The following is a 10,547-nucleotide window of genomic DNA, read 5'->3' as shown; positions in this document are numbered from 1 at the left end:
TCGTCTGCCGCCCCTGCCTCGTCGGAGGCAGGACGCAGACGGCGGTCAGCCGCGCAGCTCGTCGATCTCCGCCAGGAGCGCGTCGCGCTGCTCGGCGTCGTCGACGTGCTTCTCCACGACGCGGGTGAGCCGGTCCCAGTCCTCGTGCGCGAGCGCGGAGAACAGCTGCTGCGCCTGGCCGGTGCTCAGGTCGAGCTGCGACAGGCGGGCGAGGAGACCCGGCCCGGGGGCGGGCTCGCCCTGGCCCTGCGCCGACTTCCACCCGATGAACGCGCCGGGACGGTTGGTGATCATGCCCTCGACGCCGAGGTCGGTGATCTCCGCCCAGTCGCCGGCGGAGTCGACCGTCCACACGAAGACGCCGATCCCCGCCTCGTTGAGGTCGTCGACCACGGACGGCTTCGTGCGCACCGCGGCCGCCGACGGGTTGTAGTACGTGAGGTTCAGCTCGTCGGCCTTGGCGACCGGGTCGGCGTCGAGGGTGCTGCGCAGCAGGCCGAGCGGGATCTCGGGCGCCCGCTCGTACGCGTGGCGCAGGGCGTTCTCGTCGAAGGACTGCACGACCACGCGGTCCTGCAGCCCGGCGTCGGTGATCATGTCGATGACGCGGTGCACCTCCTCGCGCGTCTCCGGCCCCTTGATCTCCAGCAGCATGTCCGACGAGCCCTCGTCCACGAGGTCGAGCGTCTGGGCGAACGTCGGCACCAGCTCGCCGGTGAACGCCGAGCTGAACCACGACCCGGCGTCGAAGCCGGTCACGGCGTCGCCGTCGAGCGTGGCGACGTCGCCGGACCCGTCGGTGGTGCGGTCCACGGTCTGGTCGTGGATGACGACGGGCAGCCCGTCGGCGGTGGTGTGCACGTCGATCTCGACGTACTCCGCCCCCGACTTCACCGCGGAGGCGTACGCGGCCAGCGTGTTCTCCGGGGCGACCGCCGAGTAGCCGCGGTGGGCGGCGGTCACGGGGAGCTCTCCGGGCTCGTTCACGACGGGCTTCGGCGCCAGCTCCGTGACGACGACGTCGTCGATGCTCACGCGGGCGCCGTCGGCGGCGAAACCGAGCACGCCGCCCGAGGACCGGTCGATGCGGCCCTCCAGCACCTCCTGCCCGTCGTAGACCCAGGTGACGTCCCGGCCCTGCACCTCGATCGCGATCGGCACGTCGGTGCCCACGCCGGCGTCCGACGGCGCCGCCGCGGTGTACGGCACGCTCCACGCGTCCGCGGCGGTGCGCTGGGCGATCTCGATCCCGTTGCCCGCCGTCGTGGCCGACCGCATCGCGGCCTGCCACCACGGCACCCCGCCCGCCGGGTCGATGTCGAGGATCGGGGCCAGCCAGCGGCGGTCGTTGTTCACGGCGTCGAACCGGACGGTGGCCTCGAGCCGGTAGTTCTCCAGGTGCGGGCCGAACGTGATCCGGCCGAGGCTCTCCGGCTCGCCCACGAGCTCGCCGTCCTGCACGGCCCAGTCGCCCTTGACGGCGTTCCAGCCGTCCGGCAGCGCGCCGTCGGCGACGTCGTCGAAGTCCTCGGCGAGGGCGACGTCGCCCGGCGCGGACGGCAGCGGGGCGGCGGCCGCGACCGGCGGTGCGACGAGGGTCGCGGCCGCCGACCCGGCGGCCACCCCCGCGGCGAGCGTGAAGGCGAGCGCGCCCGAGATCGTGCGCGCACCCGGCGGCGCGAGCAGCGTGCGGCGTCGTGCGGTCGCGCCGAGCGCGGTCAGGTCTCTCGCGGACATGGCGGTCCTCTCCTCAGGTGCGAGGTCGCCACGGCCCGGCGACCCGCGGTTCTCGTGACGTTAGGTCGGTGCGGTGTGCGGCGCCCGCCGACGAGGTAGCGCGTGGGCGACGGCGGGGCGAACTTCCGGTGCGAGACTGCGGAGATGGACCCCGAGGACGGCCCCGACGCCGCGACGGCCCGGCTGCGCGCCCGGCTGGCCGAGGTCGACGCCCGCCTCGCCGCGCAGCGCCGGGCGGTGGACGGCCTCGTCGAGGCGGCGCGGGACACCAACGCCGACGACGAGCACGACCCCGAGGGGTCGACGCTGGCCTGGGAGCGGCAGCAGCAGGCGGCCCTCGCCACCGAGGCCGAGCGGGAGCGCGGCGACCTCCTCGCCGCGCTCGACCGGGTGGCCGCCGGCACCTACGGCGTCTGCGAGGTGTGCGGCCGCGCGATCCCGGCGGCCCGGCTCGAGGTCCGGCCCGCCGCCACGCGCTGCGTGGCGCACGCCGGCTGATCGGCCCCGTCAGTCCGGGGTGACGGTCATCCCCCGCCAGGCGACCCGGACGGCCTCGCGGCACCGGGCCACCGCGGCGGGGTCGTCCAGGCTCACGCCCCGCACGACGTACTGGTAGTAGAAGACCCCGTTGACGAGGTCGATGCAGGCGTCGACGTCGGTGTCGGGGCGCAGCTCGCCGCGCTCGACGCCCGCCCGCAGCACGGCGACGAGCGCGTCCCGGCGGCGGGCCACGTGCGAGCTCCAGTACGCCCGCGCGAGGCGGGGGTCGCTGAGCGCGAGCCGGAGGCGCAGGCGGAAGCGTTCCTCGGGGAAGTCCCGTCCGGCGGACCGGGCACCCGGCGCGAACGCCGTCAGGAGGTTCTCGAGCAGGTCGCCGTCGAGGGGGACCTCGTAGGGCTCCCGCCCGCGGTCGAGGGCCGCCGCGACGAGGTCGGTCATGCTGGGCCACCGGCGGTAGATGGCGGCGCGGCTCACGCCGCTGAGCTCCACGACGCGGCTCACGGTGATCTCCTCGCCGCGCTCCAGCAGCAGGCCGGCCGCGTCGAGGATGCGCGCGTCGTGACCCGCCGCCCGCGGTCGGCCGGGACGGCGCCGGGGGCCGCGGCGCTCCGCCGCGACCCCTGGACGCTCCGTGGGCAGGCTCGTCATGCAGCGCCCGCGGCGCCGTCGTGCGCGAGGGCCCGTTCCCGCAGCCGGGCGATCAGGCCGTCGGTGAGGCCCGCCGCGCGCAGCGGGGCGAGGCGGTCGCCGTCGTGCCGCTCCGCGAGAGCGGCGAGCAGCTCGCGCATGGGCTCCGGCGAGAACTCGGTGCGGAGCGCGGCTCGCGCGCCCTCGTCGAGGTCGTAGCCGTACCGGCTCATCAGCGGCTGCATGACCGGCGCGATCCGCGCCATGATCGCCGCCGAGTTCCGCCCGGTGCGGGCGTAGTCGGCCACGATGTCGTCGTCCTCGGCGCCGAGGGCCAGGAGCAGCGACGCGGCGAGCACGCCCGTGCGGTCCTGCCCGGCCGCGCAGTGGAACGCGACGGCGCCGGGGGAGTGCGCCATGATCGCGAGCGCCGTGACCACCTGGGGCGCCGCGCCCTCGTACATGCGCAGGTACATGCGCCCGAACCGGCTCTGGTCGAGCATCTCGGCGGCCGGGGTGCCGTCGGTGTCCTCGGCGGCGCTGTCCGCCGCCTGCGCGATGCTCGCCATGAACGGCACGTGGTGGTACGTCACCGTCGACCGCGTGCCGAGCGGGCCGCGGCCGGTGATGCCGACCTCGTCGGCCGAGCGGAGGTCGACGACGGCACGCAGGCCGCGCTCGACCAGGGCGTCCGCCGCCTCCGGCGTCACGATCGACAGGTCGTCGGCGCGGATCGCGAAGCCCTCGCGCACGGTGCCGCCGACCACGGGCACGCCGCCGAGGTCGCGCAGGTTGACGGGCGGGCTGAGCTGCAGCGCAGGGGCGGTCTCGTCGGTGGCGTCGACGGGCAGGTCGGTGAGGGTCACGTGATCTTCCTTCTGATGACGGCGCTGGCCTGGTCGATGACCGTGACCAGCACGATGATGCAGATGACGATCGCGGACAGGTGCCCGTAGTCGTACATCTTCATGGCGGTGGTGAGCTCCAGGCCGATGCCGCCGGCGCCGACCATGCCGAGGATGGTCGCGCCGCGCACGTTCCCCTCGAACAGCAGGAGCGTGTCTGACACCAGCATCGGCCCGGCCTGCGGCAGCACGCCGTACTGCACGACCTGGCGCCGCGAGGAGCCGACGGCCTGCATGGCCGTGACGGGGCCGTCGTCGACGGCCTCCATCGCCTCGGCGAAGACCTTGCCGATCGAGCCGATCGAGCCGACCGTCATCGCGAGGATGCCTGCGAACGGTCCCAGCCCGACGGCGGAGACGAACATGAGGGCGAACACCAGGTCCGGCAGCGACCGGATGACGTTCATGACCCACCGGGTGGGGTAGTACAGCCAGCGCGGTGCGATGTTCGACGCCGCCCCGAACGCGACGATCAACGACAGCACGGCCCCGAGCACGGTGCCGACGATCGCCATCTGCAGCGTCTCGACGAGCAGCTCGACGATCACGTCGAGCTTGTCCCACGTCGGCGGGAACATGCGCGAGAGGAACTCGCCCATGTTGGCCGCGCCCTCGCCGAGCTTGGCGAAGTCGAACTCCGCGCCGACGAAGGACCAGACCAGCAAGATCGCGGCGACCGGCACGCCGAGCAGGAACCGGGCGCGGGGCACGGAGAACGCGCGCTCGAGGCGCTCGCGCTCGCGCGGGTCCAGCTGCGGCCGCTCCGCGGGCCGGCCACGGCGCGCGGTCTCGGGGGACCCCGCGGTCCCGGTCGTGCCGTCGGGTGTCGTCTCAGGCGAGAGCAGCGCCACGGTGGTCTCCCTCCTCGTCGAAGCGGTCGTCGTGGCCGTCGACGTCGGCGTAGAGCACGTCGAGCTTCTCGGCGTCGAGCTCGCGGGTCGGGGCGCTGACGAGCATCTCGCCGTGGCGCAGCCCCACGATCCGGTCGGAGTGCTCCAGGGCGAGCGGGAGCACGTGCAGGCTGACGAGCACCGGGATGCCGTCCTGGCGGGCGATGTCGTGGAGCAGGTCGAGCACGGCGTGCGACATCTTGGGGTCGAGGGATGCGACGGGCTCGTCGGCGAGGACGATCCGCGGCTGCTGCATCAGGGCGCGTGCGATGGCGACGCGCTGCTGCTGACCGCCCGACAGCGAACGGGCCTGCTCGTTCGCCTTGTGCGCGATGCCGACCCGGTCGAGGAGCTCCAGGGCACGCCTGCGGTGCGCGGCGGAGAAGCCGCCGACGAGGTTGACCGGGCCCGCGTCGTGCAGGGCGCCGGTGAGCACGTTCGTCAGCACGCTGAGGCGCCCCACCAGGTTGAACTGCTGGAAGACCTGCCCGACCGACGCGCGCAGGCCCCGCAGCTGGCCGTGGCGCAGGTTGGTCAGGTCGTAGCCCGCGACGCGCACCGAGCCCTCGTTCACCGGGGCGAAGCCGGTGAGGGCCTTCATGAGCGTCGACTTGCCGGAACCGGACGCCCCGAGCAGCGCCACCAGCTCGCCGGGGAACAGGTCGAGGTCGACGCCGTCGAGCACGAGCGGCCTGTCGCCGTAGGCGACCCGCAGCCCGCGCACGGTCGCGAGCGGCAGCGTCGTGCTGGGCGGGGCGCTGGACAGGGTGGTGGCCGTGGTCATCGTGCTCACGACCCGCTCAGGTCCGAGATGTCGACGTCGGCGATCGCCGCGATGTCGACGAACGGCTGGAACAGCGCGTCGTCGGGCTCGAGCACCGGCTCGGTGCCCTGCATCGCCTCCATCATCGCGCCGAGCTCCTCGGCGTTCTCCTCGGTGAAGACGTTCGGCAGCGCGTCGAGCAGGAGCTCGCGCTTGTCGTCGGCGAGCTGCTGGTCGGCGAGCACCGTCACCGCCACGGGCATCGACGCGCTCTCGCCGATGGAGCGGGTCTCGCCCTTCTCGAACGGGAACATCGGGTCCCCCGTGCCGGCCAGCTGCGGGAAGATCGTCGACGTGCACGCGACGTCCGCCTGGCCCTCCTTCAGCGCGGTGAAGCTCATGTCGTGGCCGCCGGAGAACAGCGGCGTGTAGTCGGCGTCCCGCTCGAGGCCGGCGTCGTGCAGCATCGCCACCGGCATGAAGTAGCCGGACGACGACGCCGGGTCGGCGAAGGCGACGACCGTCTCGGGGGCGATGTCCTCCAGCGACTGCAGCGGCGAGTCGTCCGGGACGAGGCAGGTGGAGACCGGGTCGTCGTTGCCGGGCCACGCGATGAGCGAGTCGACCTCGCCCGTGTTGACGGCGAGCGCCGACGGGAAGCCGCTCATGAAGCCGATGTCGACGTGGTGGTTGCGCAGCGCCTCGACGACGGCCGTGTAGTCCGGCACGTCGACGATCTCGACCTCGCGGCCCGTCTCGGCCTCGACGAGGGACGCGAACGCGTCGATGGGGTTCTCGGCGCCGGGGTCGTCGCCGAGCGGGGTCGTGGCGAACGTGATGGGCGCGTCGGGGTCGGAGGCGGCGGCAGCGGCGTCCGGGGAGGAGGTCGAGCAGCCGGTGAGGGCGACGACAGCTCCGAGGCCGAGCAGGCCCAGAGCGGGGAGGGCGCGGGCACGCATGGGCGTTCCTTTCGGTGGGCCGGCAGGACCGGCGGGGTATCGCGACTGGCGATACCGAAAGGACACCCGGCGAAGGTGACGGCGAATTACGAGACCGTCGGACCTGGAACCGAAGACTCGGTGAACAACGGATGGAGTCGCCTCCGGTTCGCGGAGGCGAGGTGGCAGCATGACGGCGTGCACGTGCAGCCCGTGACCCCGGACGGTGTGGTGGCGCACGTCGTCGAACGGGTGCTCACCCACGACGCGCGCCCGGTACGCGTGCTCGTCGACGGGCACCCCTCCACGCGGCCGGAGGCGCTCGCGGACGCGCTGGTCGAGCCGCTGCGTGCCGCGGGTCGCCCGACGGCCCGGGTCGGCGCGCGCGACTTCCTGCGCCAGCGCTCGCTGCGGCTCGAGCACGGGCACCGCGACCCGGACTCGCTGCTCGACGCGTGGCTCGACGTCGAGGCGCTCAACCGTGAGGTGCTCACGTCTGTCGTGCGGCGGGGCCGCTGGCTGCCGTCCCTGCGCGACCCGGCGACCGGCCGCTCCACCCGCGCCGGCTACGCCGAAGCGCCGGCGGGCACCGTCGTCGTGCTCGACGGGTCGCTGCTGCTCGGGCGCGGGCTCGACGCCGACCTCGCCGTCCACCTCGCGCTGAGTCCCGCGACCGAGACCCGGAACACCCCGCTCGACGAGGCCTGGACCCTGGCCGCCTACGGGCGCTACCGCCGCGAGGCGCGACCGGAGCGGCGTGCGGACGTCGTCGTCCGGGTCGACCATCCGGACCGCCCGGCCCTGCTGCTGCCCGCCTAGCCCGGGCTGGGCTCCGGCAGGTCGCGGCTAGGACGTGCAGAGGCAGAACGGGTGGCCGGCCGGGTCGGCGAACACGCGGAAGGTGTCCTCCCCGCCGGGCAGTCGCGTCGCGCCCGCCGCGAGCGCCGCCTGCTCGGCGGCGTCGAGGTCGCCGTCCGGCACCTGCAGGTCCAGGTGCAGCTGCTGCGGGTACGCGGGGTCGGGCCAGCGCGGGGCGGTGTACCCCTCGACCTGCTGGAACAGCACGGCCCGCTCGCCGCCGAGCATCGCCATCCCCTCGGCGTCGTAGACCACCGGGTCGCCGAGGATCCGTGACCAGAACGCCGCCGCCTCGGACGCGTCGGGCACGTCGAAGGTCACGCCCATGACGGTCAGCCCGTCGCCCTCGGGTGCGTGGCACAGGTCGAACGGGTGGCCGGCGGGGTCGGCCAGCGTGGTCCACTCCGGGTTCTCGCGCAGCACCGTGGCGCCGAGGCCGACGGCGCGCTCCACCTCGGCCGCCACGTCGGGCACGCGCAGGTCCAGGTGCAGCTGCTGCGGGCGGTCCTGCCCGGGCCACTCGGGCGGGCGCAGGTCCGGGGCGGGCTGGAAGTCCAGCCCCCAGCCGTCCGGGGTGCGCAGCGCGACCCAGTCCTGCCCGTAGCCCGGCTGTTCCCGTGCCCCGGTCAGCGCCCGCCAGAATCCGGCGGAGGCCCGCGGGTCAGGGGCGTCGAACACCACCGAGCCCAGCGTCCCGGCGGAGTCGGGGTCCGGGGGATGCCCAGCGGTCGTGTCGGTGCTCATCGCTACCTCCTCGGGGTCGGCCCCGGCGACGGTGCCGGCGGCGCGCACCGTCAAGTCTTCCGCGCTCCACCGACACCCGCCGGGCAGGGGCGACGGCGCGCGACGGCGGTCCCGCAGTGCGACAGTGACGGCATGACCTCGCGAGCTCGCGTGCGCACGACGACGGCGGTCGCGACCGCCCTGGTGGTCCTGCTCGTCGTGTCCGCCTGCGCGGCGGGGCCGAACCCGGGGGTGGACACGCAGACGCTCGGCGGCGCGGGCCCCTACGGGTTCTGGTGGGGGCTGTGGCAGGGGATGATCCTGCCGGTGACGTTCGTCGTCTCCCTGTTCACGGACACCGTGTCCGTCTACGAGGTGCACAACAACGGCAACTGGTACGACGTCGGCTACGTGCTGGGGATCTCGATGGTCTTCGGCGGCCCCCTCGGGGCGCGCCGGGCCCGCGGCTGAGGGCGGCAAGGTGGCGCGGCGAGGGCGTACGCCGCTCACCCTGCGGCGCCATGTTCCTCGGCGGCGCGGGCGATGTTGCGCTGCATGCCGCCGAAGACGATGCCGTGGAACGGGCTGATCGCCCACCAGTACAGCTGGCCCGGAAGGCCGCGCGGGGAGAAGATCGCGCGCTGGCGGAACATCGTGCGCCCGTCGTCGTCCTCGACGGACAGCTCGAGCCAGGCGAGCCCGGGCAGCCGCATCTCCGCGCGCAGCCGCAGCAGGCGCCCCGGGACGACCTTCTCCACCCGCCACCAGTCGAGCGCGTCGCCGGGGGCGAGCCGGTCGGGGTGCCGCCGGCCCCGGCGCAGGCCGGGGCCGCCGAAGAGCCGGTCCATGACGCCCCGTGCCACCCATCCGAGGCGCCAGGAGTACCAGCCGTGGGCGCCGCCGATGCCTTCGATCACCGACCAGAGCGACTCGGGGCTGGTGGCGACGGTGCGTGAACGGTCGTCCACGACGAGGCTGCCGCCCGACCAGTCGGGGTCCTCGGGGAGCGGGTCGGAGGGCGCGCCGGGGGTGGAGGCGCCCGCCCAGCTCGTCCGGACGTCGAGGTCGCGGACCCGGGCGAGGGCGAGGGCGACCGCGTCGTCGAAGCCGACGAGCCCGCCCGGCGGGTCGGGCAGGTACTCCTTGACGTCCTGGTCCCGGGCCACCACCTCGTGCACCAGCGAGCCGACGAGGGGGCGCGCGATGGCCGGGGGCACGGGCGTCACGAGGCCGACCCACAGACTTGCCAGTCGGGGGGTGAGCACCGGCACGGTCAGGATCAGCCGCAGTCGCAGCCCGGCGACCGCGGCGTAGCGCTGCATCATCTGCCGGTAGGTGAGGACGTCGGGCCCGCCGATGTCGAAGGCCCTGCTGACCGTTCCCGGGATGCTGGCGGCGCCCACGAGGTAGCGCAGCACGTCGCGCACGGCGATCGGCTGGATCCGGTTGTCCACCCACCGCGGGGCGACCATCGCGGGGAGCCGTTCGGTGAGGTAGCGCATCATCTCGAACGACGCGCTGCCGGAGCCGAGGATCACCGCCGCCCGGAGCGCGATCGTCGGGACGTCGCCGGCGAGCAGGATCTCCTCGACCTCCCGGCGGGACTCCAGGTGGGGAGACAGGCGTTCCTGGTCGGGGTGCAGCCCGCCGAGGTAGACGACGCGGCGCAGCCCTGCCGTGCGGGCAGCGTCCGCGAAGCCGCGGGCGGTGGCGCGGTCGCGGTCCGCGAACCCCGGGCCCGCCCCCAGGGCGTGGACGAGGTAGTAGGCGACGTCGGCGCCGTCGAGCGCACGAGCCAGGTCGTCGGGCGACTCGGCGTCTCCGGCGACCACCTCCACGTCGCCGGCCCAGTCCCGCGTCTCGACCCGCTCGGGATGGCGCACGAGCACGCGGACGGCGTAGCCGGCCGCGAGCAGCTCCGGGACGAGCCGACCTCCGATGTAGCCGGTGGCGCCGGTCACCAGCACGAGCTCGTCGGTGCTCACGGCGAATCCTCTCGCTAGCCAGGCTAGCTACATTACCCCGACGTCGTCGGTGCAGCCGGGCGACGGGGCGCGGGCCGCAAGGGCGGGACGTCCCCCTCGGTGTCCAGGTGCGCCGCCATCCGGACCAGGAAGTCCTCGACCGCGGGGCGCGCGTCGACCGGCACCTCGCGGGCGATCTCGGCCATCCGCTCGTGCATCCGGGCCAGCCGCTCGCGCACCTCCTCGTGCGCATGGTCGGTCGCGACCACCACCAGCGACCGCCGGTCGCTCGGGTGCGGCTCGCGCGCCAGGTGGCCGGAGCCGGTCAGGCGGTCGAGCAGCTTGGTGGTCGAGGCGGTGGAGATGTGCAGGTGGGTGGCGAGCCCGCGCGGCGTGGCGACCTCACCGGCGTTCTCCGCGGCGATCACGAACCGCAGGGCCTGCAGGTCCGTGACGTTCATGTGCATGCCCGCGCTGAGCCGGGCGCGCATGTCCTGGTCGGCCCGCCGGAACGTCCTCAGCGCCTCCAGCATCCCGACGACGTCACGGTCCTCGTACCAGTACGGCGTCGCACGGCTGGTGGGTCCCATGCCGGTGATGCTACCTTTCCTTATTGCTAGCCAGGCTAGATACTTTGGAGG

General features: G+C 74.2%; 12 protein-coding genes. 3 read left to right on the top strand and 9 right to left on the bottom strand.

The features are described from left to right. Window positions 1-45: 45 nt before the first annotated feature. Window positions 46-1,737: a glycerophosphodiester phosphodiesterase gene (locus IEW03_RS12495; protein ID WP_188524024.1), complete on the bottom strand. Its 1,692-nt coding sequence runs from the start codon at window positions 1,735-1,737 to the stop codon at window positions 46-48. A 144-nt stretch (window positions 1,738-1,881) separates the two neighbouring features. Here IEW03_RS12495 and IEW03_RS12490 point away from each other — a divergent pair, with 144 nt between their 5' ends. Further along, window positions 1,882-2,235 carry a TraR/DksA family transcriptional regulator gene (locus tag IEW03_RS12490; protein WP_188524023.1) on the top strand — a complete coding sequence of 118 codons (354 nt, stop codon included), beginning with the start codon at window positions 1,882-1,884 and terminating at the stop codon, window positions 2,233-2,235. Between the two features lie 9 nt (window positions 2,236-2,244). Here IEW03_RS12490 and IEW03_RS12485 read toward each other — a convergent pair whose 3' ends face one another. From IEW03_RS12485 to phnD, 5 genes are read right to left on the bottom strand one after another with little or no spacing between them, the layout of a single operon-like run. Next, window positions 2,245-2,886 (bottom strand): TetR/AcrR family transcriptional regulator, encoded by a 642-nt coding sequence (locus IEW03_RS12485; RefSeq protein ID WP_188524022.1) that lies wholly within the window; start codon window positions 2,884-2,886, stop codon window positions 2,245-2,247. Then, window positions 2,883-3,731, bottom strand: a complete 849-nt coding sequence (locus tag IEW03_RS12480; protein ID WP_229737964.1) for a tyrosine-protein phosphatase — start codon at window positions 3,729-3,731, stop codon at window positions 2,883-2,885. The genes IEW03_RS12485 and IEW03_RS12480 overlap by 4 nt, the downstream gene beginning before the upstream one ends. Then, window positions 3,728-4,621, bottom strand: coding sequence for a phosphonate ABC transporter, permease protein PhnE (gene phnE / locus IEW03_RS12475; RefSeq protein ID WP_229737963.1), 894 nt, complete (start codon window positions 4,619-4,621; stop codon window positions 3,728-3,730). The genes IEW03_RS12480 and phnE overlap by 4 nt, the downstream gene beginning before the upstream one ends. After that, on the bottom strand, window positions 4,602-5,444 hold the full coding sequence (locus IEW03_RS12470; RefSeq protein ID WP_188524181.1) for a phosphonate ABC transporter ATP-binding protein: 843 nt from the start codon (window positions 5,442-5,444) through the stop codon (window positions 4,602-4,604). The genes phnE and IEW03_RS12470 overlap by 20 nt, the downstream gene beginning before the upstream one ends. Window positions 5,445-5,449: 5 nt before the next feature. Next, complete coding sequence (phnD, locus tag IEW03_RS12465) at window positions 5,450-6,382, bottom strand: phosphate/phosphite/phosphonate ABC transporter substrate-binding protein (RefSeq protein WP_188524021.1); 933 nt, start codon at window positions 6,380-6,382, stop codon at window positions 5,450-5,452. A gap of 177 nt (window positions 6,383-6,559) precedes the next feature. On the opposite strand from phnD, the gene IEW03_RS12460 reads away from it, so the two are divergent. Further along, a complete protein-coding gene (locus IEW03_RS12460) occupies window positions 6,560-7,180 on the top strand; it encodes a nucleoside/nucleotide kinase family protein (RefSeq protein ID WP_188524020.1) in 621 nt (206 codons plus the stop codon). A 27-nt stretch (window positions 7,181-7,207) separates the two neighbouring features. Here the strand turns inward: IEW03_RS12460 and IEW03_RS12455 are convergent, their stop codons facing one another. After that, on the bottom strand, window positions 7,208-7,963 hold the full coding sequence (locus IEW03_RS12455; RefSeq protein WP_188524019.1) for a VOC family protein: 756 nt from the start codon (window positions 7,961-7,963) through the stop codon (window positions 7,208-7,210). Window positions 7,964-8,095: 132 nt separating this feature from the next. On the opposite strand from IEW03_RS12455, the gene IEW03_RS12450 reads away from it, so the two are divergent. Next, complete coding sequence (locus IEW03_RS12450) at window positions 8,096-8,413, top strand: hypothetical protein (protein ID WP_188524018.1); 318 nt, start codon at window positions 8,096-8,098, stop codon at window positions 8,411-8,413. A 35-nt stretch (window positions 8,414-8,448) separates the two neighbouring features. Here the strand turns inward: IEW03_RS12450 and IEW03_RS12445 are convergent, their stop codons facing one another. Together IEW03_RS12445 and IEW03_RS12440 are read right to left on the bottom strand one after the other, a co-directional pair. Further along, complete coding sequence (locus IEW03_RS12445; RefSeq protein WP_188524017.1) at window positions 8,449-9,927, bottom strand: SDR family oxidoreductase; 1,479 nt, start codon at window positions 9,925-9,927, stop codon at window positions 8,449-8,451. Between the two features lie 32 nt (window positions 9,928-9,959). Further along, window positions 9,960-10,496 carry a MarR family winged helix-turn-helix transcriptional regulator gene (locus tag IEW03_RS12440; protein ID WP_188524016.1) on the bottom strand — a complete coding sequence of 179 codons (537 nt, stop codon included), beginning with the start codon at window positions 10,494-10,496 and terminating at the stop codon, window positions 9,960-9,962. Window positions 10,497-10,547: the final 51 nt, after the last annotated feature.

The sequence above is a fragment of the Isoptericola cucumis genome (assembly GCF_014635665.1).
GTDB classification, from domain to species: domain Bacteria; phylum Actinomycetota; class Actinomycetes; order Actinomycetales; family Cellulomonadaceae; genus Isoptericola; species Isoptericola cucumis.
Note: the sequence above shows the minus strand (reverse complement) of the source record. Positions and strands in the feature narration are given on the sequence as shown.

Bases quoted from the DNA above. Each gene is read 5' to 3' on its own strand.
- IEW03_RS12495 (WP_188524024.1), bottom strand. From the start codon at position 1,737: ATGTCCGCGAGAGACCTGACCGCGCTCGGCGCGACCGCACGACGCCGC.
- IEW03_RS12490 (WP_188524023.1), top strand. From the start codon at position 1,882: ATGGACCCCGAGGACGGCCCCGACGCCGCGACGGCCCGGCTGCGCGCC.
- IEW03_RS12485 (WP_188524022.1), bottom strand. From the start codon at position 2,886: ATGACGAGCCTGCCCACGGAGCGTCCAGGGGTCGCGGCGGAGCGCCGC.
- IEW03_RS12470 (WP_188524181.1), bottom strand. From the start codon at position 5,444: ATGACCACGGCCACCACCCTGTCCAGCGCCCCGCCCAGCACGACGCTG.
- phnD (WP_188524021.1), bottom strand. From the start codon at position 6,382: ATGCGTGCCCGCGCCCTCCCCGCTCTGGGCCTGCTCGGCCTCGGAGCT.
- IEW03_RS12455 (WP_188524019.1), bottom strand. From the start codon at position 7,963: ATGAGCACCGACACGACCGCTGGGCATCCCCCGGACCCCGACTCCGCC.
- IEW03_RS12450 (WP_188524018.1), top strand. From the start codon at position 8,096: ATGACCTCGCGAGCTCGCGTGCGCACGACGACGGCGGTCGCGACCGCC.
- IEW03_RS12440 (WP_188524016.1), bottom strand. From the start codon at position 10,496: ATGGGACCCACCAGCCGTGCGACGCCGTACTGGTACGAGGACCGTGAC.